Annotated in this window: 17 protein-coding genes and 5 tRNA genes; 20 read left to right on the forward strand and 2 right to left on the reverse strand. The window is 43.4% G+C overall.

The genetic code is table 11. The features are described from left to right. The first annotated feature begins 250 nt into the window (after positions 1 to 250). From VPNCDNU1_RS27955 to VPNCDNU1_RS28000, 10 genes are all read left to right on the forward strand, one after another. Positions 251 to 327, forward strand: a tRNA-Arg gene (locus VPNCDNU1_RS27955). Positions 328 to 368: 41 nt separating this feature from the next. Continuing rightward, positions 369 to 444: transfer RNA gene (locus VPNCDNU1_RS27960), tRNA-His, on the forward strand. Positions 445 to 528: 84 nt separating this feature from the next. Then, a tRNA-Pro gene (locus VPNCDNU1_RS27965) sits at positions 529 to 605 on the forward strand. Between the two features lie 43 nt (positions 606 to 648). Further along, positions 649 to 724: transfer RNA gene (locus VPNCDNU1_RS27970), tRNA-His, on the forward strand. Between the two features lie 52 nt (positions 725 to 776). Continuing rightward, positions 777 to 853, forward strand: a tRNA-Pro gene (locus tag VPNCDNU1_RS27975). A 938-nt stretch (positions 854 to 1791) separates the two neighbouring features. Beyond that, positions 1792 to 3507 (forward strand): dipeptide ABC transporter ATP-binding protein, encoded by a 1716-nt coding sequence (locus tag VPNCDNU1_RS27980; RefSeq protein ID WP_104403420.1) that lies wholly within the window; start codon positions 1792 to 1794, stop codon positions 3505 to 3507. Between the two features lie 76 nt (positions 3508 to 3583). Continuing rightward, positions 3584 to 5137, forward strand: coding sequence for an ABC transporter substrate-binding protein (locus VPNCDNU1_RS27985; protein WP_104403421.1), 1554 nt, complete (start codon positions 3584 to 3586; stop codon positions 5135 to 5137). A gap of 190 nt (positions 5138 to 5327) precedes the next feature. Next, positions 5328 to 6305 carry an ABC transporter permease gene (locus VPNCDNU1_RS27990; RefSeq protein ID WP_101114931.1) on the forward strand — a complete coding sequence of 326 codons (978 nt, stop codon included), beginning with the start codon at positions 5328 to 5330 and terminating at the stop codon, positions 6303 to 6305. Between the two features lie 2 nt (positions 6306 to 6307). Beyond that, positions 6308 to 7246 (forward strand): ABC transporter permease, encoded by a 939-nt coding sequence (locus VPNCDNU1_RS27995; protein WP_101114929.1) that lies wholly within the window; start codon positions 6308 to 6310, stop codon positions 7244 to 7246. A gap of 127 nt (positions 7247 to 7373) precedes the next feature. After that, on the forward strand, positions 7374 to 8318 hold the full coding sequence (locus VPNCDNU1_RS28000) for an SPOR domain-containing protein (protein WP_104403422.1): 945 nt from the start codon (positions 7374 to 7376) through the stop codon (positions 8316 to 8318). On the opposite strand, the gene VPNCDNU1_RS28005 is transcribed toward VPNCDNU1_RS28000, so the two are convergent. Together VPNCDNU1_RS28005 and VPNCDNU1_RS28010 are read right to left on the reverse strand one after the other, a co-directional pair. Beyond that, positions 8315 to 8845, reverse strand: a complete 531-nt coding sequence (locus tag VPNCDNU1_RS28005) for a phosphatase PAP2 family protein (RefSeq protein WP_167404908.1) — start codon at positions 8843 to 8845, stop codon at positions 8315 to 8317. The two genes, VPNCDNU1_RS28000 and VPNCDNU1_RS28005, sit on opposite strands and share 4 nt — an antisense overlap. Positions 8846 to 9012: 167 nt before the next feature. Then, positions 9013 to 9633 carry an acyl-homoserine-lactone synthase gene (locus VPNCDNU1_RS28010; protein ID WP_104403423.1) on the reverse strand — a complete coding sequence of 207 codons (621 nt, stop codon included), beginning with the start codon at positions 9631 to 9633 and terminating at the stop codon, positions 9013 to 9015. A 156-nt stretch (positions 9634 to 9789) separates the two neighbouring features. Here VPNCDNU1_RS28010 and VPNCDNU1_RS28015 point away from each other — a divergent pair, with 156 nt between their 5' ends. From VPNCDNU1_RS28015 to VPNCDNU1_RS29375, 10 genes are all read left to right on the forward strand, one after another. Next, complete coding sequence (locus VPNCDNU1_RS28015) at positions 9790 to 10191, forward strand: hypothetical protein (protein WP_104403424.1); 402 nt, start codon at positions 9790 to 9792, stop codon at positions 10189 to 10191. A 132-nt stretch (positions 10192 to 10323) separates the two neighbouring features. Then, entirely contained in the window at positions 10324 to 11628 is a 1305-nt protein-coding gene (locus VPNCDNU1_RS28020) for a lysine N(6)-hydroxylase/L-ornithine N(5)-oxygenase family protein (RefSeq protein ID WP_104403425.1), read from the forward strand. 37 nt (positions 11629 to 11665) lie between these two features. After that, on the forward strand, positions 11666 to 13666 hold the full coding sequence (locus VPNCDNU1_RS28025; RefSeq protein ID WP_104403426.1) for a class I tRNA ligase family protein: 2001 nt from the start codon (positions 11666 to 11668) through the stop codon (positions 13664 to 13666). Beyond that, the gene (locus tag VPNCDNU1_RS28030; protein WP_167404909.1) at positions 13656 to 14558 is read left to right on the forward strand and encodes an ABC transporter substrate-binding protein; all 903 of its coding nucleotides are present in this window, start codon (positions 13656 to 13658) and stop codon (positions 14556 to 14558) included. Before VPNCDNU1_RS28025 ends, VPNCDNU1_RS28030 begins: the two co-directional genes overlap by 11 nt. Then, positions 14558 to 15652 (forward strand): NAD(P)/FAD-dependent oxidoreductase, encoded by a 1095-nt coding sequence (locus tag VPNCDNU1_RS28035; RefSeq protein WP_104403428.1) that lies wholly within the window; start codon positions 14558 to 14560, stop codon positions 15650 to 15652. Before VPNCDNU1_RS28030 ends, VPNCDNU1_RS28035 begins: the two co-directional genes overlap by 1 nt. Further along, positions 15645 to 16601: a DMT family transporter gene (locus tag VPNCDNU1_RS28040; protein WP_167404910.1), complete on the forward strand. Its 957-nt coding sequence runs from the start codon at positions 15645 to 15647 to the stop codon at positions 16599 to 16601. The genes VPNCDNU1_RS28035 and VPNCDNU1_RS28040 overlap by 8 nt, the downstream gene beginning before the upstream one ends. Before the next feature lie 119 nt (positions 16602 to 16720). Next, positions 16721 to 17974, forward strand: coding sequence for an ATP-grasp domain-containing protein (locus VPNCDNU1_RS28045; protein ID WP_167404911.1), 1254 nt, complete (start codon positions 16721 to 16723; stop codon positions 17972 to 17974). 916 nt (positions 17975 to 18890) lie between these two features. Beyond that, positions 18891 to 20132: an HlyD family secretion protein gene (locus VPNCDNU1_RS28050; protein ID WP_104403431.1), complete on the forward strand. Its 1242-nt coding sequence runs from the start codon at positions 18891 to 18893 to the stop codon at positions 20130 to 20132. Then, on the forward strand, positions 20129 to 22270 hold the full coding sequence (locus VPNCDNU1_RS28055) for a peptidase domain-containing ABC transporter (RefSeq protein ID WP_104403432.1): 2142 nt from the start codon (positions 20129 to 20131) through the stop codon (positions 22268 to 22270). The genes VPNCDNU1_RS28050 and VPNCDNU1_RS28055 overlap by 4 nt, the downstream gene beginning before the upstream one ends. A 616-nt stretch (positions 22271 to 22886) precedes the next feature. Then, positions 22887 to 22967 carry a bacteriocin gene (locus tag VPNCDNU1_RS29375; protein ID WP_104403433.1) on the forward strand — a complete coding sequence of 27 codons (81 nt, stop codon included), beginning with the start codon at positions 22887 to 22889 and terminating at the stop codon, positions 22965 to 22967. The last annotated feature ends 333 nt before the right edge of the window (positions 22968 to 23300 follow it).

Below are 23300 nucleotides of genomic sequence, written 5' to 3' on the forward strand. Positions count from 1 at the left end.
CCGTAAACGATGCCTTTCCCTGTCGAAACTTAAGTATTTTGATTGTCTAGGTGTGAAACACCTGTTAAATCATTATAAATAATAGGTGATTATAGCGACTCAAGTTGTTGCAATAAACAACAACTTGTTCGCGACATGGGTTTAATCACATCTCAATTGCCGAAAAAGGCAACAATCAATAAAAAAACTGCAAAAAACACTAGACGACACTTTGTGATATACGTATTATTCCACTCCGCCGATAGGGCATGCGCCCGTAGCTCAGCTGGATAGAGCGTTGGCCTCCGGAGCCAAAGGTCGAAGGTTCGAATCCTTTCGGGCGCGCCATCCGGATGCTTATGTAAATAGGTAATATTGGCAAAATAGTGGTGGCTATAGCTCAGTTGGTAGAGCCCTGGATTGTGATTCCGGTGGTCGCGAGTTCGAATCTCGTTAGCCACCCCATTATTTCGGTAACCAAACCTAGTAATAGATGAAGGTTTCCAGTTTTGATTAAGTTCGAAACAAAACGCTCCTTTGGAGTATCGTCGGTGAATAGCGCAGCTTGGTAGCGCATCTGGTTTGGGACCAGAGGGTCGGGGGTTCGAATCCCTCTTCACCGACCACTATTTCAATAGTTGTTGTTAACAGCTATGTAAAAAATTAGTGGTGGCTATAGCTCAGTTGGTAGAGCCCTGGATTGTGATTCCGGTGGTCGCGAGTTCGAATCTCGTTAGCCACCCCATTGATTTGGTAGCCTTTAGGGTTCCCAGTTTTGAAATCAAAACGAAATTTGTCGGTGAATAGCGCAGCTTGGTAGCGCATCTGGTTTGGGACCAGAGGGTCGGGGGTTCGAATCCCTCTTCACCGACCATTATTAGAAGCCTCGTCAGAAATGACGAGGCTTTCTTCGTTTTAATGGTTCCAAGCTGTATAGCACAAGGTCGTGGGCTGGAATGCCAGTCCAATCGTATCCCTCTTCACCGACCACTATTAGAAAGCCTCGTTAGAAATAACGAGGCTTTTTTGCATTTCAGCGAAATCAAATCTGAGCGTATTGGGTTAAAGGATGAGATATTAGCCCGCAGGAAGCTCTGTCGCCTTGGTCTCTCTTTATCCTTCATTATGATCAGAAATGATGAAATAAAGGTATAGGAGTGCCATCACTTCAAAATAGACCATACTTATTTTTCATTAAACATCAATGTACTACTGAAATGAACCTAGGTTCTTACTGAAAAATGGGTTCTCTAACTTAAATTATGAGTACAAACGCTTTCTAACTAGTTTTATTTGCTGAAAATAAGTTCTCAAGCAATGATAAATACTTTTTATTTTTAAAGCTTAAAAACTGATTAGGATTATAATCCTAACACTTGCTTTCATTGCAATATTATATTCGTGATATTTGGCTTTTGTATGGTATTTAATTCCATACAATCTTAATTATATAGGTTTTGTTTTTTATTTGTTAAAACTGTAGGCGAATAAAAATTCTTAAATGTGAATTGAGAATATCTTGTTAATTCGCATGTTTATTGTCGATGTATTAGCATACTCCCATGAAATACAAATGATAATTCTATTTTTTACGGCTCCTTGTTTGGAATTGTTAGTTTATTTTTTTGCATTATTATGCATTAATTCTGCTTTCCAAGCGGTGCTTAACGCACATTTATGCTTTGTTTGTTGCTTTTGTGTGAATTATTTGCCAAATTATTCGCCTGTTAAAAGCCGGATATAAAGCCGGATGAAGAATGGAATCAACTTACAGACAGGGCAGAAAACTGCCATAGCAGTAGAGGTCTGGTGATGTCACTATTAGAAGTTAAAAACCTTCGAATCGAATACCCGTCACGACATGGGGTTCATGCCGCCGTCAAATCGCTTTCTTTTAATATAGAGAGAGGCGAAATTGTGGGCGTTGTGGGCGAATCTGGTGCAGGTAAGTCTACTGTAGGTAATGCCGTTATTGACCTACTTAGCCCTCCTGGTTTGATTGCCAGTGGTGATGTATTCCTTGATGGGGAAAAAGTCTCGGGGCTAAGCCCTGAGCAAATGCGCAGCGTGCGCGGATCTAAAATTGGATTTATTTTCCAAGATCCTATGACCTCACTTAATCCTTTATTTACGGTTGAACAACAACTGAAGGAAACCATTCATGCCAACATGAATGTGTCAGATGCAGAAGCGTATGAGCGCTCGTTGTCTCTGATGAAACAAGTCGGTATCCCTCAACCTGAAAACCGCTTAAAGCAATACCCTCACCAATTCTCAGGCGGTATGCGTCAACGTGTTGTTATCGCAATTGCTTTGGCTGGTGAACCTGATTTGATCATTGCTGATGAACCAACCACCGCGTTAGACGTTTCTATCCAAGACCAAATACTTAGCCTTATCCGCGATCTTTGCGTTGAGAAAAATGTAGGCTGTATGTTGGTTACACACGATATGGGTGTGGTGTCTAACGTGACGGATCGAGTTGCGGTTATGTACCGTGGTGATTTGGTCGAGTTTGGGAAGACATCGAAAGTCCTTGGTGACCCTGACCATTCTTACACACGCAGTTTGATTTCTGCGGTTCCCCGCTCTGATGTGAAGCTGGATCGCTTTCCTTTGGTGAGCTACATCGAAGAAGCGCACGAGATGGAACCATTGGATGTAAAAAATCACTGGTTAGGTCAAAGCCAAGACCACCGTGACTATACAGGTCCGCTACTGAATGTTGAGAACGTTAACCTACGATTTGTTACCAAAGACTCTTTCTTTGAAAGTCGCCGCGAATACGTGCAAGCATCTAACAATGTTAGCTTTGAAGTATTTGAAGGGGAAACGTTTGGTCTTGTGGGCGAATCGGGTTCTGGTAAATCGACTATTGCACGTGTTATCGCGGGCTTGTATGCGCCGAACTCTGGTAAGGTCACATTTGAAGGCATTGACTTAACCTCTCTGAAATCTGAAAACGAGCGCCGCCCGCTGCGTCGTCAGATGCAAATGGTCTTCCAAAATCCATACACTTCAATGAACCCAAGGATGAAAATCTTCGACATCATTGCAGAGCCAATTCGTTTCCATAAGTTGACACGAAATGAGCAAGAAACGAAGCAAATTGTAGAAGACCTCCTTGAACATGTTGGCCTTGGTAAAATGGCTGGCGTGAAATACCCACATGAATTTTCTGGTGGGCAAAGACAACGAATTTCCATCGCTCGAGCATTGGCGACACGCCCTCGATTGCTTATTTGTGATGAACCCACTTCTGCACTGGATGTATCGGTACAGGCACAGATTCTCAACCTCCTCAAAGATCTTCAAGATGAACTAAATTTGACTATGCTATTTATCAGTCATGATTTGCCGGTAATCCGTCAAATGTGTGATCGAATTGGTGTAATGCAAATGGGTACTTTGCTCGAAGTCGCTCCAACGGAACAGCTCTTTAATGATCCGCAGCATGAGTACAGTAAGCAATTGATATCTTTGATGCCTGAGTTCACAGGCTTACGAGAAGACATTAAATCCGCTTAGCGGGTTAATGAAAATGCAAAACACAACACAGACAACAACAAATAGGGATTTGGATTCCCGCATAAGGAGTTATGCAATGAAAACCATAAAGACTAAGTTAGCAATGGCCCTAATGGCTGCAGGCTTAAGTTTCAGTGTTGCTGCGGCAGACATTACCGTTGCTTATGATGCCGACCCAGTATCACTGGATCCGCATGAGCAGCTGTCTGGTGGTACGATGCAATTGTCTCACATGGTGTTCGATCCTTTGGTGCGTTTTTCACAAAAGATGGAATTTGAGCCGCGTCTAGCTGAGTCTTGGGATCGTGTTGATAACGAAACCATGCGCTTCAACCTTCGTAAAGGTGTGAAGTTCCACTCTGGCAACGAATTGACTGCGGACGATGTGGTATGGACGTTTGACCGTTTGAAGTCTTCTCCTGACTTTAAAGGTATTTTTGCACCGCTTGTGTCTTTGACAAAAGTGGATGACTACACAGTTGAAATCAAAACCGATGGTACTTACCCACTAGTCGAAAACGTAGCGACTTACATTTTCCCAATGGACAGCAAGTTCTACTCAGGCAAAACCTCTGAAGGTAAAGACAAAGCGGAACTGGTTAAGCACGGTAACTCTTATGCGTCAGCCAACCTTTCTGGTACTGGTCCGTTCGTTATCACTTCACGCGAACAAGGTGTGAAGGTTGAGTTTGAACGTTTTGACGGCTACTGGGATAAGTCTTCTCCAGGTAACGTTGATAAGCTGACTCTTGTTCCAATCAAAGAAGACGCGACGCGTGTTGCAGCTCTTCTTTCTGGCGATGTAGACATGATTGCGCCTGTTGCACCAAATGACTACAAGCGTATTCAGAAAGCAAAAGAAGTTGATCTGTACACAATGCCGGGTACACGTATCATCACTTTCCAAATGAACCAAAACAGCAACCCTGCGCTTAAGGATGCTCGTGTTCGTCAGGCGATTGTGTATGCAATCAACAACGAAGGTATCACTAAGAAAGTTATGAAAGGTGCAGCAACGGCTGCTGCTCAGCAAAGCCCAGTAGGCTACGCGGGCTTCAATGACGATCTTAAGCCTCGTTATGACCTGAAAAAAGCAAAACAGCTAATGAAAGAAGCAGGCTACGAAAAAGGCTTCAATCTTTCTATGATGGCACCGAACAACCGTTACGTGAACGATGACAAAATCGCTCAAGCAACGGCTGCGATGCTTTCTAAAATCGGTATCAAAGTTGACCTGAAAACCATGCCTAAAGCGCAGTACTGGCCTGAGTTTGATAAGTGTGCAGCGGACATGCTAATGATTGGCTGGCACCCAGATACGGAAGATTCCGCGAACTTTACAGAGTTCCTAGCGATGACGCGTAATGCTGATACGGGTAAAGGTCAGTACAACTGTGGTCACTACGGTAATGCTGAAGTTGATAAGCTGGTTAACGAAGCGAACAAAGAAACCGATTTGACTAAGCGTAACGCGATGCTGAAGCAAGTAGAGGAAATCCTTTACAACGACGCAGCGTTCGTTCCTCTACATTGGCAGGACCCTTCATGGGCTGCGAAAGGCAATGTGGAAATTGGTCCTATCGTTAATGGTATGAACTTCCCTTACTTTGGCGACTTGGTTGTTAAATAAGCGGAATCTTCACCACTTACGCCAGATAAGCGCTTGCTTGTCTGGCGTATCATTAGAACAACCAACAGTCGGTGAATTTTAAATAGATTCGTCTATTTTGGTGCTTGGCTTTTTCTTTCAGCCGAGCCTAGTGCCACTTTTGAGGCTGAAGGGTATTACATGAAAGTCATGGAAAGTTAAGGGGCAAGGAATGTTTACGTTTCTCGTCAAGCGCCTGTTTCAGGCACTGATAGTGATGTTTGTGATCAGTTTGGTGGCGTTTGCCATTCAGGATAACCTTGGCGACCCGTTACGGGAACTGGTCGGTCAATCCGTTTCGGAATCAGAGCGACAAGCCTTGCGTGATGAGTTAGGGTTAAACGATCCCTTCATTACAAAATATTCACGCTTCGTCGGCAATGCGCTACAAGGCGATTTAGGCACGTCTTATTTCTTTAAGCGCCCTGCGGTCGAGGTCATTTTAGATAAATTGGTCGCGACGCTAGAGCTGGTGTTCGGCGCTACGCTGATCATTATCTTCTGTTCGATCCCGTTAGGGGTTTATTCAGCAATACATCCAAAGAGTTTTTTCACTAAAGTCGTGATGGCTGGAAGTAGTATTGGTATTTCGGTACCCGTTTTCCTAACCGCGATCATGCTGATGTATGTCTTCTCAATCGAATTGGGGTGGCTACCGTCTTATGGGCGGGGCGAGACAGCAAACTGGTTAGGCTGGGATTCCGGTTACTTTACCCTCGATGGATTGGCGCACTTGATTCTGCCATGTGTGGCTTTGTCTTCTATTATGTTGCCACTCTTTATCCGCTTAGTTCGCTCAGAAATGTTAGAAGTACTGAGTTCTGAGTACATTAAGTTTGGTAAAGCAAAAGGGCTAGCGCTGAACAAAATTTATTATCAGCACGCATTGAAAAACACTATGTTACCGGTACTGACGGTAGGTGGTGTTCAAATCGGTACTATGGTGGCCTATACCATTCTTACCGAAACGGTTTTCCAATGGCCAGGTACTGGCTTCCTTTTCCTAGAAGCGATTAACCGCGTAGATACGCCACTTATCACGGCATACGTGATTTTTGTTGGGCTGATTTTCGTGGTAACGAACACCATTGTTGATTTGCTGTACGGCATCATCAACCCAACGGTAGACCTAACTGGAAAGGGAGCATAATCATGACTACTTCTACTGCTGTTCCTTCTCGTTGGGAGCGATTTAAAAACTCGGACTTTTTGTACTACTTCCGTAGAGACAAAGTCGCGATGTTCAGTTTTGCCGTATTTATGTTGTTTTTGGTCATGGCTTTAGCTGCACCATTGATTGCGCCATCGGATCCCTATGATTTGTCATCGATTGATATCATGGATTCAGAGCTGCCTCCATCGTGGATGGAAGACGGCGATGAACGCTTTGTTTTAGGCACCGATGAGCAAGGTCGTGATATTTTTTCGACTATTTTGTATGGCTCGCGCCTTTCATTGACTATCGGTTTCCTTGCGGTTGGCTTACAGCTTTTCTTGGGCATCATTATTGGTCTATCTGCGGGTTATTTTGGTGGACGCGTTGATAGCTTCTTAATGCGTTTTGCTGATGTGCAGTTGTCGTTCTCAACCATGATGGTGGCAATCATTGTTTCCGCCATCTTCAAAGCCAGCTTTGGTAGCGATTTTTACGCCCAATATGCTGTGGTGATGTTGGTGGTCATTATCGGTGTGGCTGAATGGCCGCAGTATGCGCGTACGATTCGTGCATCGGTACTGGCGGAAAAGAAGAAAGAATATGTTGAAGCAGCACGAGTCATGGGTTTTAAGTCCCCAAGAATCATGTTCCGTCACATTCTTCCAAACTGCTTGTCACCTATTTTGGTTATCTCAACGGTACAGGTGGCAAACGCCATCATGTCAGAGGCGGCACTTTCTTTCCTAGGATTGGGCCTACCTGTCGATCAGCCATCATTAGGAGCGCTGATTAGTATCGGATTTGACTACATATTCTCAGGTGCTTGGTGGATTACTGCATTCCCAGGATTGGTACTGGTTACATTGGTTCTGGTTATCAACTTGCTTGGTGATTGGTTACGAGATGTATTTAACCCGAAAATCTATAAAGGGTGATCCAATACCATTGATTTCCAATCGGAAATATTCATAAACTTAAGAGCCGGCGTAAAGCGGGCTCTTTTTTTGCATTCACCTTTCTTTGCATTACATGGTTATTGGGGGCAATGTGTGGAGTAAGTTTATGGACACAAAACCGACAGTAAAAACGGTAACAGTATTGGCTGGCTTACTGCTTGTAATGGTAAGTGCGACTAAACCTGCTCAGGCCGACGAATACTTGTGTGATGCCACTCAGGCTTCTACAAACGAGTTACCCATCCTTAAGGCTGAATGCCCAATCGGGGAGGGGCTTTGGGGAAAACGTGGTCCTTCGCGAAGTGCTGAGTTGTTCTGGATCCAGTGCGGAATCTTAGACAAGCCTTTGCCACTAAGGCATGCCAAAAAACTCTATCAATCAATATCCACAGACGTTTGGATGATGCGTTATGGTAAGGAGTACCGCTGTTTGATCGGTCCATACGACGATTACGCCATGGCGTTAAAAGAATGGCGACAAGTGCGTAAAATCCCAAAATACAGTGATGCGTTCATCCGAGAAATTAGAAATGAGTCGACGGTTGTACCTGCAAAACCAACACCTATAAAACCGGCGCCCGTTAAACCAGAACCGGTTCCGCCTTCGAAACCTGTTGCTCAGGTATCGACACCTGCACCTGTTTCTACACCAGCTCCAGTTCCTGAAGCAGTCGTTCTCGCAACGCCTCCACAGTCAACGGCTGCTAAAGCGTCGGAAATGGACATCATTGTAAGAAGACAGGCGAAGCTAGGCGACAAAACTTACGCCATTCCATTTATTCGTGATTACGAACATTTCTATATGGAAAGCGATAAGCCATGGAACCGCATGGATTATGACTCAGCAACCGAGGTTTGTGGATTACTGGGCATGCGTTTAGCCACGCAAAAAGAGTGGAAAGGCATATTGGATTCTAATGAACTATCTCGCTCGAAATGGCCATTGCATTTGCCTTATTGGGGGATTAGCCAACAAGGGTTCTTTACCAGTGGTAAAGTCACCCAGTTGAAAGGTTCGTCATTGTTGAATGTGTTGTGCATCCAGCCTTAAAAGCGCACTTGCGCCGTAAAACCGCTTTCCTCTTCCGTGAAGTAAGGTAGAACCGTGATGGAGTATCCTAGCTCTGTCACGGCATACTGAACACCTGTCGCCAATGCCATACCCGCAATAACATCTCGCCAATAGTGATGATTGGCATCGACTCTTGAGTACCCAACTAACGCCGCCGCGCCGTATGCTGGAATGCCATAAGCGGAGCCATATCGGAATTGTAAATACGCGGCACCTTGGGTGGCAGCAGAGGTGTGCCCAGAAGGAAAAGAGTGACCACCGCCATTGGGGCGCTCAGCATTGACAGCAAATTTAATAGAATGGGTTGCAAGTGCATTGTACAGTGCACCTTCAGTAAGCTGAATGAGCCCTTCCGTGTCCTCTTTGTACCAAGAAATCATAGCCGCAGTAAGCGGTATTCCGATTTGCGCGATGTCACCATACGTTTCTAACGCTTCATTTTTTGCTTGGGCTTGAAAGGTAACCAAAGAAGAGGCCATCACAGCCAAAGGTAAAGATATTTTCATGGGTATATACAGCGTAAAGGAAATTGGCGATAGTCTACCGGAAATCGCTAGCCTAAGGCGCTGATTTGATGAAATGAAACATTTTTCCTTGGGTAGAGTGAAGAGTTTATTTTCCAATATTGAAAGGGAGGAAAGCCATGACCGACTTTCCTTTTTTACCGTAGGGGCTAAAGCTCTAGTTGGTTGCGCAAGTTGGCAAAGTACTCTTCATTCAATTCAATTTTCAGTGCCACTGAACGTGAACCCCCTAAGTCGACTGATTTACCCAGACCAAAGCGAGATGTCTTTACGTTCATTTTCCGAAGGTAGCGCTCAATAGATGCTGTCGTTACAAAAACAAACTGTGTTGCCCCGCCTTTTATCGCGAGCTCTCCCGCCTGCAGTAACAAATCAAACGTGACTTTACTGATGCCTTGAGAGTTATGGTTTCTATCTGAAGTATCTACACCAAAACGGCTGATCTCCCAAACTTTATCATTTGTCGGTGCCGCTTCACCTTGAAGCAACTGCGGGAAGGTATCGCGCAGCATGTAGAAACCTGAACAAGGCAATAAACGCAAGCAACCATTGATGTTGTCTTGGGCATCTTTCGAGTTAACGTAGATTGGGTTCAACTGGTCATACTCATCCATCTCCTGACCTGTTTTATCCACTTTCACATCCCATTTCAGTCTCGCAGAAAAGACAGACGTTCTAAAACGAAACAGCTCACTACGGTTTGCTGTTGGCATATTAGCGGCTTGCGTGCTCGAACATGATGTTTGGTAGTGTGAAAGTAGCGCAGTCATTGTATTCGTCCCTGATTAACCGTTGTGCATTTATCGTACTGCGCATCGCGTATTTGCACAGCTACCTAATCTGTTAGTTGGTACCTATCATTTTCGATAGTTACCAATGTCGAAAAAATAGACGAAGATGTAACAAATTGAACATCTGGGCTGCGTATGCAAGACATTTACATCCTAAACCACACCAAGGTTTTAGAAGGCTTACCTTTAAACAAACCCAACCCCATGGCGGTTGTGTTAACAGAGAATGGACGCTACGCCGGTGAGTTTTGGGGGCAATATGCATGGAAAAACACAGTCGCCCATTTGAATGTGGTGCAGTTGGATTCTTTTTCGGTATACGTCAATCGTTATCCTTCGGATGATGAGTGGGAAGAGTTCATCAAAGTTTTGGATCTGAACCCGACAAAGCTGGTGGTGTGCGATCAAGCGAGCAATCCAAAATGCATTTCTGCCATTAAAGAAAAAGGCATCACTTTTGAAAATATGGCCATCAACTTAAGCAAGATGAGACCTAGTCTCTTGTCTTCATCGCGATACTTTCAACGGTTAATTTAATTGAGATAAATATAACCAAGTATCTAAAAATTATTTTAGGAAAATAAAAACAAATACACTTTTAATTATTTTTCTCGGATTAGAGAAATAATTAAAGCGTAATTTCAGGAAGTAATATAAAGGAATAATAAAATGATTTATGACGTTATTGGTATAGGTTTTGGCCCGGCTAACTTGGCAATTGCCGCAACGATTGAAGAGCAAGGGCTTGATGATCAGTCAACCCATTTATTTATTGAAAGTAAGTCCGAATTTGATTGGCATCCAGGCATGTTAATTGAGGGTGCAAGAATGCAAATTTCTTATCACAAAGACTTAGCGACAATGCGTTCACCAACCAGCAAGTTTACTTTCTTAAATTACCTTGATGAATGTGGAAGACTGGAAAGCTTTGTTAACTTGCAAGAGTTCTATCCGACACGTCATGAATATCGCGATTACTTAAAATGGGCAGCAAATCAGCTTAAAGGTTACGTGAATTACGGTGAGAAGGTGGTGGATATCACCCCTGTGGTGAATGGTAATGACGAAGTGAGTTATATCAACGTTCACACGGTTAATGCTGAAGGAAAGAAAGCACGATACCAAGCGAAAAATATCATTACTTCATCGGGTTTAGTGCCAAAATTGCCAGAAGGTATTCATGCTAGCGCCAGTCAAAATGCCTATCATTCCTCGCAATTCTTACCAAGTTTGGAGAACAAATTCTCAGACACATCGTTTCCATGGGAGTTTCTTGTTGTAGGTTCCGGTCAAAGCGCGGCAGAGATTACCAAGCACCTACTCAATCATTACCCAAATGCGACCGTTAATTCGACGATCCGAGAATATGCGTATAAGCCAGCCGATAGCAGTGAATTTGTAAATGAAATCTTTGCCTACAGCACGATTGATGATTTTTACAAACTGGAAGCGAATGACAAACAGCGCATCATCAATAAATACAAAGACACCAATTATTCTTGTATCGATCCACCATTAATTCGAGAGCTGTATCAAATGAAATACGATATGAGTGTTTCGGGTGACGAGCGATTTAAATTAAATAACTTCCAAGAGTTAAAAGAAATTAAACACACGCCAAATATGTACCATGTTGGCACGGCTTATTTTGAAGATACCAACACCAAAGAGCAAACTGAGGTGCCTTATCACGGGGTATTTTTGGCAACAGGCTACCACGATAGAAATAACCTAGATCTCACTCAAAAGTTGTTTGATTGGTTTGAAAAAGATGAATTAGGTCGACCAAAGCTCACTCGCCAATACCAAGTGAAAACGTCGGATAAATGCCATGCTGGCATCTTTATGATTGGCAACAATGAACACAGCCACGGTCTTAGTGACACCTTGCTCTCGATTCTGCCAGAAAGAGCAATGGACATTATGAACGAAATAAATAGCGCCAAACCGAATTACAACATTAAAGCGGCGTAATGATTGTCTGTCTGTTCATTGGAGATCTGTGAGTATTATGAAAAAAGTAAAATTAACGGAAGAATTCCGAGCCTACGGGTTGAGCTGTACGAAGCTGTTTCCCGTGGATTCCTTTCCTGCAAAAACGCCTTTTGGTTCGATGGTTTGCCGATTAAGTGCGGGTGAATCGTCTACGCCCCATAACCATCATGAGTTTGAAGTTTTTCGAATTTTAGAAGGCAAAGGTACGGTCACATCTGGCTCACATACTGTTGAAGTAGAAGCCGGTGAAATTGTGTATTTGGATGCGTTTGACTCACATTACGTCACCAATACGTCTCGTTTGTCGGAGTTGGTATTTGAGGCGACGTGGTGGGAAGACTTAACGAAATTACCAAAGACTCAAAGAAGGCTGCCTGCAAAGCACTTGGTTACAGCAACGCCACCGACACCTAATGGTGATTTGCATGTCGGGCACCTATCGGGACCATTTTTAGCCGCCGATATTTATAAGCGATTCTTAACCATGAATGATGCCGAAGGGCATTACCTAACAGGTGTTGATACCAATCAAACCTATGTTGAGCTCAAAGCCGTGAAGTCGGACATTTCACCTCAACAAGTGGATAAGAGTTTTGGTGAACAAATTCATCAAACCTTGGGTAAAGCAGGTGTAACGCCAGACGCTTACTACCACCCTGCCAATATTGAGAACTACAACCAACAGGTTCAGACCTTTTTCCAAACGCTGCTCGATAGGGATCAGCTGGTTTTAAAAGAGTCGGATGCGCTCTTTTGTGCAGATTACGGCAATTACCTGCACGAGGCGTGGGTGAGTGGGCAATGTTCTTACTGTGGTTCGGGCTCTGATGGCAATGCTTGTGAGCAGTGTGGAAGACCAAATAATGTCACCGATCTTAAAAACCCAAAAACGAAACTAACGGGGCAAGATCCTAAACAAGGCACCGTTAAACAATTTGTATTCCCGCTATCTCGATTTGAAAGTCGACTTAAGGAATATTACTCGCGTGTTGAGATGACGCCACATATTTCCATGTTGGTTCATCAAATGCTCGAAGATGGGTTGCCGGATATTCCCATCACTCACCAATCAAGCTGGGGCGTCCCGGTTCCGGTGATAGGGTTTGAAGACCAGATTATTTATGTATGGGCTGAAATGGTCGTGGGCTACTTGATTGGCTCGGCTCAAGTGTTTGATGGTTCTGATCAAGCACGTCCGTATCATCAGTGGGTTGATGACGGAACATCGTTAGCGCAGTTCTTTGGTTTTGATAACAGCTGGTACCACGCTGTCCTTTTCCCAGCGTTACTCATGGCACTAAACGATACACCTAAATTGGCAGACAAGTTCGTAACGAATGAGTTTTTGCTACTTGATGGTTCCAAGTTTTCGACCAGCCGAAATCACCTTATTTGGGCAAAAGACCTACTTGAAAGCCATGACAAAGAAGCGGTGAGATTGTATTTGGCTCTGGTTCGCCCAGAGACCAGCCAAACCAACTTTGAGAGCAAAGGCTTCGAGCGCTGGTATGAACAGACTTTACTTGGGTCATGGCAAAGTACGATTAACGACATTTTAAGCGAAGTTTCGGTTCAGTTTGACGGGAATATTCCAAATCCAGGTGGCTGGAGCTCAGATCACCAGTTGTTCTTCAATCAAATGAGCCATGAGCTCGATGCCGCTTACAACCATTTCAACAGTGCGAGCTTTTCGACCAGTAGTGTCATGCAAGGCGCGGATAATATGTTCCGCAGTTTGGCTCGTTTGATGACACTGGATACGCACTTAAAAGAAAGTGACGTGTTTTACGACACGCTTCGTACATCGGTAGCGATAAAAGTCGCAGGGCTAAAAACCATAGCGACAGTGCTTTCACCGATTGCTCCAGAATTTGCTCAAAAACTGTGGTGTGCCATTGGTTTATCGGGTTCACCTGTTTGGGCAGATAACCCTTCGTTTGCGGATGAAGGTGCAAAAATCCAACCTGTTAAACGTGAATGGTTTCCTAGCTTGGAGGGCGCGCGCGATGGCGGATAAGAAAATTGCAATTGTAGGACCATTAACCGGACCACGCTCCGCGTATGGTGACTTGTTGACGTCGGCGGCGAACGCGGCACTGTCTGCTCATCCTATATCTACAAAAGCTACATCCACACAATCGATATCGGAAGGGATAGAGTTTGTTTATATGGATGACCAAGCTTTACCGTATGTTGCGGATGCGGTTGCAAAAGCGCTGATTGAAGAAGGGGTGACTGCGGTCATCGGGCATTTCAACAGCGCATGTGCAGCAACCGTGAAAGATCAATATGAGAACGCTGGCATTGTGTTTGTGCTGCCTGCTTCAACCGGTGATGACCTCACCAAGCAGCCGAGCCGCTACCGTTTTCGACTGTGCGCCAGCAACACCAAACAATGCGAAGTGGTTGCAGAATTATTGGATGCCCAAAGTGGTTCGCACATGGTGGTATCGGATGGTTCTCCTTATGCCGAAGGGTTGGCGACGGTGCTCGCGAGTACTTATGGATATCGAGTGATTCATCAAGAAAACTTGTATGAACAAACCGCTTTTGATTTCGATAACGTGTTTCTAGCCGGCACGCATTTCTCATGTGCGAATATGTTGAACCATTTAAACCGACATGCCTTTACCGGACGGGTTGTGGGCTGCGACGATTGCGATATTGAAGAGTTTGAGACCTTATTAACTCCACCCTATTCCATAGAAGTGATGAAGCTGGATAACGGCTTTGAGTTCTATATTCGTCATGGGGTGGAAGCCGTTTTAGACATTCTGTATGACGATTCCGATGTCAGCAATTTGGACATGGCTGATCGCTTACGGTGTTCTGCATCCTCGTTTCGCTTTAATGAATATGGGGATAACACGTTGTCGACTTGGCATCACTTGACCATTAAGGAGCAGTGATGAGCACCAACCAACGACAATTTGATTGGGTCATTATTGGGGCGGGTGTGATCGGCTGTGCCATTGCGCGTGAATTGTCACTGCAATCGAATTTCAGTGTTGCTCTGATTGAACAAAACCGAGTGGGCAGTGGCGCGACGCTTTATTCCGGTGGTTTTGTTCGTGTGATTCACAGTGAAGATCACATCACAGAGATGGCCAAGGAAAGCCTGCCATTTTTTCTTCAACACAAAGAAGAGACAGGGTTTGACGAAATTGGCACGCTCTTTGTGCCAACGACTGAGAGCCTTGCGACCATTTCAGAATGGGTGCGAACGACGAGTACGCGTGAGCACCCTATCTATTTGAAACAAGTAAAGTCATTGCCAGAAGAACTTCGGAAGATTCTCCCTAAGCGGTTGGATGCGGATTACGTTGTCTGGGAGCCAGTAAGTGGCTATGCCGATCCCCTCAAATCAACCTTATGGCTTTCCAATGAAGCACAAAAAAATGGCGTCGAGCTCTTTGAGTCAACTCAAGTACAGTCGATTGATACCCATGGTTTTGATGGGTTTCAACTGACGACAAGCGATCAGGTCATACTGACTAATGGGCTGATTGTTTGCACGGGAGCATGGAATTCCTTGGCAGGAGATGCGTTCGACTTAACCGACGTTCAGCGCCCTAAAGCCATTCAAGCGGAATTCATGCGCTCACAACCTTTGCCCTCCGAGCATCCTGCGCTCATTGTGGGGGATCCAGATGTCTACATGCGCCCTATTGGTGGTGATACCTGGTTAGTCGGTACAGCGACCAGCGAGTGGGATATTGATGTGGAATCGCCAAGGCGTAAAGACATCACCCACACCAATCTAACCAAAGAAACCGTCTCGCAAGCGTTGAATATTCAAAAAGACGCTCTTAACGCTTTAGGCGCGAGAGTCGGATTTGATGGTTATACCTACGGAAAAACAGGGTACTTAGGGGCGAAATCCAAGTACAAAAATGTCCTTTTTGCCACCGGTTGGAGCGGCATGGGATTTAAGCTTTTTCCATCCATTGCCAAACGTATATCTCACCTCGCGACTCAATCAAGGAATGATGTGTATGAGTGATTACTCTGCGACAAAAAACACCGAAAATCAGGGTATTTTGCTGATCTTCTCTTTCAATATTCTGTCGGGTGTTCAGGCGGTTTATTTATCGGGCATGCTGCAAAAAGCCGATGTCTTTTCAACGCTGATCCTGACTTTTCTCCTCGTCAGCTTGTATTTTTACGTGGCTCAATCGATCAGTAAGAAGCCATTGGTTGAAACTCGATGGAAAGATTGGATAGGGGTGAACCTCACCACAGCGGGTAGCTGGCTTGGCTTCTTTATAGCGCTTAAATACATTGAGCCTGCCATTTCCAGTGCGTTAGCCAACTCAATTGGACCATTAGTTACGATTCTAATTACGGTCTTTATTCTTAAGACCGATAAGCTGAGTGCACCGCAAATGGTCACTGCATTAGGCGTAATGGCGAGCATGATATTCATGATTAATTCGACCTTCAGTGGTAACTCTGCGATGGGACACATTGATCGTGATGATGCGATATTGGGTGTGGTGATGTCCTTTGTGTGTGGTGTTTCCATGGCGCTTAACACGTTGGCATCCAAATCTTTAAATCAGAAAGGGGTGACACCTGGCCAAATCATGTCGAAGCGATTTCTTTTGCTTATCGGCATAGCTTTTGTGTTGAGTGATAAACCCGTTTTGGTCTATACCGCCACTACCTTTTATTGGGAAATCTTGATGATAGCGGTGATCGGAAACATTATTCCGTTGTATTGCTTACAACTGGGTATCAAGAAGTCGGATCCGTTAATCGTGAGTTTCTCGTTAGTCGCTGCGCCGATTATTTACCTCTTCATTCAGATGTTTAATTCAAGACTTACCTTTTCGATGGAATCGCTGATAGGCACCAGCTCCGCCATTATTTTTGTGGTGATTGGCATCTATTTAAAGCAGAAAAGAGCCGTGAATCAGCCAAAAGAAGAGCCGCTGCAAAGCGCCAAGTAGTGAGGGATACCATATGCAGATTTCGATATGCGAAGCGAAAGAAGAGTCGTTAAGGCTCGGACGATTGGATGCGGACGCCATCAATACTTTGGTGGAAAAAGAAAGGAAAGGAGTTCACCATGAATAAAGATTACGTCGTAATTGTCGACCCATACTCTAGCGCTTGTTTACTGCCACGAGATTTCAACGCTGCTGGTTTTGATTGTATTGCGGTGCACAGCCAAGAGACGATCCCATCAAACTATGCAGGCTCGTTTCACGCACAGGATTTTGTGGCTGAAACCGTATTTAACGATGTGGAGTCGTGCGCCCATTTCCTAAAAGAGTACGCTCCCGTGGCTGTACTTGCTGGAGCTGAAAGTGGGGTGCAAAAAGCGGATCTACTCACGCATCATTTAGCTCTTTCCAGTAACGATTTTGCGCTTTCCTTGGCTCGCCGAGACAAATTTGAGATGCAGGAAGCCATTGCGAAGCAAGGCATTCGAGCGATCAAACAGCTAAAAACGTCTCAGTTTGATGAAATAGAGCCTTGGCTTAAATCGAACAATATTCAAGAGTTTATTATTAAGCCTTTGGCTTCGGCAGGTTCTGAAGGTGTCAGTAAGTGCTCGAATTTGGATGAGGCTAGAAAGGCATTCGACAGTATTCTTCACTCTGAAGACATGTTCATGCAGCTCAATCAAGCGGTATTGGTGCAAGAATTTATCCATGGGTCGGAATACGTTGTCGATACGGTATCGTGTGATGGAAAAAGTTTTGTCACCAACCTGTGCCGTTATCATAAATGCCAAGCGAATGGTTCGGATGTGGTGTATCGAGAAATGGAGTTTCTACATCCAGAAGACGAGTCATTGCAAGAAATCATCGAATACAATCAAGGTGTATTGGATGCATTAGGTATTACGGTTGGTCCTGCTCACAGTGAGATTATGCTTTCTCCTGATGGTCCTGTTCTGATAGAAGTGGGGGCGCGGATTCATGGTGGGTACACCCCGAGAACCGTGCAGAATTTCTCTTCAGTGTCACAGTTAGATCTCACGGTAGATGCGTTTACCAATCGCTCTCGCTTTAAGGAAAGAACGTCCCAACCACCGACATTCCATAAGAAAGCTTTGGTTCAGTTCTTTATTAGTACTGAAGAGGGAAAAGTAGAAGATGTGAATGGCAAGGAGCAGCTGTCTAAGCTGGATTCTTACTTTGATTCGGTATGGGGGATTGCCCCGCAATCTAAGGTGTCGAAAACAGTCGACTTATTTACATCGCCTGGTTGGGTTGTCCTTATGAACGAGAGCGCTAACGCACTGAATAGGGACAAACAGGCTGCTATTGACTTAGAAGAGAACCACGAGCTTTATCGGTTGTCCTCTGTGTGATAGTGGCAATCTAACTTGTTAAAAGAGGCTGGTGTTCCCAGCCTCTCTTTTTATGCCTGAAATCCAGTTCTCTATTCCTAGGTAGAGAAGTCACTGAACCAAATATTTAGGTATATACCCAAATGACCTCAAGGTGCAGGATTCAGAGCCTCATATTCTGTTTCAATTCAAGGAAAAGAACGCAGCGGAATGACGAGTCCTTTCCAAGTTCTTAGACGATGAAGTGAAGCAGAATATGGGCTCCCAAGGGCGAGTTTAACTGGCTTTCATACTGCGTTATCGATTCTTGATTTAGAACCACTAGATCTTCAAATCGGTGCCTTGTCTAAAAGCCAGTTAAAGCTCGCTGAACTAAGTACCTTGAGGTCACTTGGGTATATATACCTACCAAATATAATAGCTACTAGAAATAGGACTATAAGATTTGAGAGTTTTTATTTTTTCTGATTTTTATAGAATGAAAACACTTAAGGAAAACAAGTAAAGAAGGAATTCAAATGAAAGAAATTAATTTAAAAGAATTAAATGAAGTAACAGGCGCATATATGATTGGTGGCTGTTTTCCATTCCCAACTAAAAAGCCAAAACTGTTTTAATAAGGAAATAAAATGAAAGTAATTAAAAAAGAAACAACGAAAAAAGTAAATGGCGCCATTGTTGAAGGTGGCTGTGTTATGAACCCTTGGGAGAGAAAATAATGAAAGTCCTTGATCTAAAAATGTTGAACGCCGTTTCTGGTGGTAGCCAATGGGTTGTGTGTGATTTTGGTGAAACCACAGAGTAAAGGTGAAGCTATGGACAATGCGAATTGCATTAAGTCAGCCAGTCACTACCCAGGTAAGAACAGTCGATCGGACTCGCGTCTGTTCTTAAAAAACCGCGTAGTGGAATAGCCAAACGTTGAGCCGGAGGGAGTATGTCTGAAGAATCGTTATTCAGAAAAAAAGCCAAAGACGCCTATTTTAAAAGGCTGGATGGCAAAGTCATTATAAATACGCATTTGTCACATTGGTGGGTTACGTTGCTCATCGCCTTAATTGTTACCTTTGTGGTGCTATTTATTAGTTTTGGTTCTTACTCTCCAAAGGCTCAGGCGACGGGGTATTTACTCCCTGAAAATGGGCTAAGTGAGGTGTACTCAACATCGAACGGGTACTTGAGTGAGGTGTACATAGAGGAGGGGCAGTTAGTCAAAAAAGGGCAGCCGCTGGCAACGATTAGCTATGAGCGCTATGTCGAAACAGGTGAGGCGAGTAGCCACCAATTAAGAGCCCTGACAAAACAAATGATAACGACACTGAATCACCAGATTCAGACAACCAATGATATTTACCAATCTAAAATGTCGTTGATTGATAATAAAAAGAAAATGCAGAATTCAACGATATCCCGCAATGGAAATCGGCTTAAAAATATAAATAACAAAATAAGAATAGAAAGTAAGAAATACAATAAATTAAATACACTATATAAAGATAAATATATATCTGAAGACGTATTACTTCAACAAGAAGTCTTACTCTCAACACTCAATATAGAGAGAGATGATCAGCTATCGCAATTGGATATTGCCAAGCAAGAATTATTAGCGCTGAACGTAGAACACGAACTATTGGAGCGTCAGCGTAAAACTGAAATAGCGAACTTAGAACAAAAAATCGATCAGCTAGAGCATTCGGAAATAGAAAACCTGAGCAGTAAAGGTGAAACGTTAATTGCCAAAGTGTCTGGCAGGGTACGCTCTGTCGCCGTCAGACCCGGTGAACGTATTGAACTCGACACACTGGCGATGACCATTGTGCCAGAAGAGAGTGAACTGCACGTCGAAATGCAAGTGTCTTCAAACAGCTTAAAAATGGTGGAAGTCGGGCAAGAAGTACAAGTGAAGTTATCGGCTTTCCCTTACCAAAAATACGGAACATTAACCGGTGTAGTCAGCTACATCGCGGATACGGCAAGTGTCGATAAAGATTCGGCAAAAGCAGCAAGCTACAGGCTATTAGTGAGTTTGCCGCAGCAAAGCATTGTGGATGGATCGATTCGTCATGACCTAACAGTAGGCATGCAAGCAATCATCGATATCAAAGGGAAGTCCATGCCTATCATGACATGGTTATTGGAACCAATTCGGTACGCAAAGGAGCAATTTGAGATATGAGTTTTTTAAGTAATCTGAATTTTTCATTCAAAAACAAATTGCCCGTCTATTACCAAAGTGAAGTAGCGGAGTGTGGATTAACCTGTATCGCGATGATTGCCACGTATCACGGATACAAAACAGACATCGATACATTGCGACAGCGCTTCCCTCTGTCGCAGAAAGGAACGGGTCTCAATGTACTGATAGATATCGCCTCAACATTGAAATTGAGTACAAGACCTCTCCAATTGGACATGGAGCATCTAACCGAACTGAAGCTGCCTGCGCTGCTGCACTGGAACTTCGATCACTATGTGGTGTTGAAATCTGTAGGTAAAAAACACTGCATCATTCATGACCCTGCGCTTGGTGAGCAAAAGGTGTCGCTGGAGCAGGTATCAGAACAATTTACCGGTGTTGCGCTGGAGTTTATGCCAGCAGAAGAATTCGAAGAAGTTAATGAAACAACGGAATTAGGCATCCGCCACTTGTGGTCAAGAATTCAAGGGTTGCTGCCATCCATTACACAAATTTTAGCGCTAACGGCCTTTATTCAGATATTTGCTTTGTTAACCCCTTATTTTATCCAGCTAACGATAGATGAGGTTATTACCACCGGAGATAGCGACTTATTGATGGTACTTGGTATTGCGTTTGTGAGCTTACACCTATTTAGGGCAATCACATTTGCACTACGAAGCTGGGTGGTCACGTTTGTCGCGACGCAACTGAATTACCAGCTCAGCAATAACTTGTTTACGCACCTTATTCGATTACCAGCAGACTTTTTTGCGAAGCGACACATTGGAGACATTACAAGCCGATTCTCATCGTTAGATGAAGTCAATCGAATGCTCTCTACCGGGTTTGTGGAAGCCTTTATTGATGGCGTGATGATGCTGACTGCCATAGGGATCATGTACTACTACAACGCATCATTAGCCAATGTGGTCATGATTATGCTGGTGGCTTACGTTGCACTGAGAACCTTGCTCTTCAGACCGATACGACGTGCAGTACGCAACAAGCTGATAAACCAAGCAAAAGAGGATTCATACTTTTTAGAAAGTATTCGAGCGATACAGACTGTTAAATGTTTTGGTCATGAAGCGGAGCGAGTATCAGGGTGGCAAAACCGATACGCAGACCAAATGAATGCTTCGGTAAGAAGCGAGCGACTGGGCATTATCCATAAATCGGCAGACCTATTTATCACAGGTGTAGAGCATGTACTGATTATATGGATAGGCAGCATGTTAGTGATGGACCATGCAATGACCATCGGTATGTTGTATGCCTTCTTAAACTACCGACAAATGTTTTCAGACCAGTCACGTTCACTAGTAGAAAAGTGGTTCGAATTCAGAATGTTAAAACTTCACTTGTCACGAGTTACCGACATTGTGATAGCGAAAAAAGAAGAACATGTACACAGCGAACGTGCCAAATTAGAACCGATTAAAGGTGGTATTAAGCTAGAGAATATCGCATTCAGATACAGCCCTAACGATGACGATGTGATTGATGGCTTTGACTTAGAAATACAACCAGGTGAATCCGTGGTGCTCACCGGAAACTCAGGATGCGGTAAGTCCACACTAATGAGAATACTTACAGGATTGGATCAGCCGACAAAAGGCAAAGTATTGGTCGATGATATTCCTTTGCAGCACATGGGGTTAGCCGCTTATCGAGACGACATCGCAACAGTGATGCAGGACGACCAATTACTCAGTGGCACGATACTGGACAACATTACTATGTTTGATAAGTCACCAAATCTAGAGCAAGTAGGAAGAGCAGCAAGTTTAGCCGCCATTGGGCAAGAGATCATGAAGATGCCCTTAGGATTTCAAACCTTGATAGGGGATTTAGGTAGCACGCTTTCAGGTGGGCAAAAGCAACGAATCCTATTAGCGAGAGCCTTATACAAGCAACCAAAAATACTGTTTTTAGATGAAGCAACAAGCAGTCTGGATGCAGAAAACGAAAAACACATTAACAACGTCATCAAAGAAATGGGTATCACTCGAATTTCGATAGCTCACCGCAAAGAGACCATCGAGATGCACGATAGGGTCATAAAATTGAGTGAAAAAGGTCAGATCCTCAGTGATATCACGCAGGAAAAACCAAGATTAGAAGCTTTGGCATAGGGAAATAACAATGAAACAACTGACTCACGTACAAGTGAAAAAAGTTAACGGTGGCTCAAACCGAGTTAATTTCGATAGAACGATTTGTATTTAATTTGATGTGATTTCAATATCCAGCCAAATATTATTAATTCAATAATAATATCAACGCGCTGATTAGTAATAAGAAATTTATTTAATTATTAGTTCCACTCTTGATTTTTATAGTACGGAATAGATTCAATTTACATAAGGGATTGTTATGAAAGATTTAGATTTAAAAGATATTTTAAAAGTAAATGGTGGGTGTTTTAAGTCTGACCCAGAATTTAAATGTTTAATTCGATAGATGAAGTGATGATGATGAAAAAAATGAATCATGATGATGTGTTGAAAGTATCTGGTGGCGTTGGAATTCTAGATGACTTTTTGATAATTAAACAACCACAATAAGGAATTAAATATGAAGAAGCTAAACAAGAAAGATGTAAAAAAAGTGTCAGGTGGAATGGTTCGTAACCCATTTGAGACAATTTGCCTTTAATTTATTACTTATCAAGGTAATAGGTTGGTTGGGTTGAATGTGACCTAGGGGTGAGAAAAGCCCTCCAAGGGAAAATCAGGAAGAATAGTAAACATGAAAGAACTAACAAAAAAAGAATTAGACGCCGTGTCTGGTGGTGTTATATGGCTAATTAAAATCGAAGTTCGATTCTAATTGTTGAAAGTTTATTTAATTAAAATATAGAAATATTGAGGGTTTAAAATGAAAGAGCTAAATACAAACCAAGTTGAGTCAGTATCGGGCGCTGATGGTGTTATCTGGATCATCAAAATCGAAATTCGATTTTAATTGTTGAAAGTTTATTTAATCAAAAGATAAAAATATTAAGGGTTTAAAATGAAAGAGCTAAATACAAACCAAGTTGAGTCAGTATCGGGTGCGGATGGTGTTATCTGGATCATCAAACTTGAAATCAGATTCTAACCTCTGACCTATTTAAAAAACTAACAAACCAATAAAGGGCAAAAAATGAAAGCACTAACACAA

The organism is Vibrio penaeicida (assembly GCF_002933855.1).
Taxonomy (GTDB): Bacteria; Pseudomonadota; Gammaproteobacteria; order Enterobacterales; family Vibrionaceae; genus Vibrio; species Vibrio penaeicida_A.

Bases quoted from the DNA above. Each gene is read 5' to 3' on its own strand.
- VPNCDNU1_RS29375 (WP_104403433.1), top strand. From the start codon at position 22,887: ATGAAAGAACTAACAAAAAAAGAATTAGACGCCGTGTCTGGTGGTGTT.
- VPNCDNU1_RS28055 (WP_104403432.1), top strand. From the start codon at position 20,129: ATGAGTTTTTTAAGTAATCTGAATTTTTCATTCAAAAACAAATTGCCC.
- VPNCDNU1_RS28025 (WP_104403426.1), top strand. From the start codon at position 11,666: ATGAAAAAAGTAAAATTAACGGAAGAATTCCGAGCCTACGGGTTGAGC.
- VPNCDNU1_RS28030 (WP_167404909.1), top strand. From the start codon at position 13,656: ATGGCGGATAAGAAAATTGCAATTGTAGGACCATTAACCGGACCACGC.
- VPNCDNU1_RS28050 (WP_104403431.1), top strand. From the start codon at position 18,891: ATGTCTGAAGAATCGTTATTCAGAAAAAAAGCCAAAGACGCCTATTTT.
- VPNCDNU1_RS27990 (WP_101114931.1), top strand. From the start codon at position 5,328: ATGTTTACGTTTCTCGTCAAGCGCCTGTTTCAGGCACTGATAGTGATG.
- VPNCDNU1_RS28020 (WP_104403425.1), top strand. From the start codon at position 10,324: ATGATTTATGACGTTATTGGTATAGGTTTTGGCCCGGCTAACTTGGCA.
- VPNCDNU1_RS28035 (WP_104403428.1), top strand. From the start codon at position 14,558: ATGAGCACCAACCAACGACAATTTGATTGGGTCATTATTGGGGCGGGT.
- VPNCDNU1_RS28010 (WP_104403423.1), bottom strand. From the start codon at position 9,633: ATGACTGCGCTACTTTCACACTACCAAACATCATGTTCGAGCACGCAA.
- VPNCDNU1_RS27980 (WP_104403420.1), top strand. From the start codon at position 1,792: ATGTCACTATTAGAAGTTAAAAACCTTCGAATCGAATACCCGTCACGA.
- VPNCDNU1_RS28000 (WP_104403422.1), top strand. From the start codon at position 7,374: ATGGACACAAAACCGACAGTAAAAACGGTAACAGTATTGGCTGGCTTA.
- VPNCDNU1_RS28045 (WP_167404911.1), top strand. From the start codon at position 16,721: ATGAATAAAGATTACGTCGTAATTGTCGACCCATACTCTAGCGCTTGT.
- VPNCDNU1_RS28040 (WP_167404910.1), top strand. From the start codon at position 15,645: ATGAGTGATTACTCTGCGACAAAAAACACCGAAAATCAGGGTATTTTG.
- VPNCDNU1_RS27985 (WP_104403421.1), top strand. From the start codon at position 3,584: ATGAAAACCATAAAGACTAAGTTAGCAATGGCCCTAATGGCTGCAGGC.
- VPNCDNU1_RS28015 (WP_104403424.1), top strand. From the start codon at position 9,790: ATGCAAGACATTTACATCCTAAACCACACCAAGGTTTTAGAAGGCTTA.
- VPNCDNU1_RS27995 (WP_101114929.1), top strand. From the start codon at position 6,308: ATGACTACTTCTACTGCTGTTCCTTCTCGTTGGGAGCGATTTAAAAAC.
- VPNCDNU1_RS28005 (WP_167404908.1), bottom strand. From the start codon at position 8,845: ATGAAAATATCTTTACCTTTGGCTGTGATGGCCTCTTCTTTGGTTACC.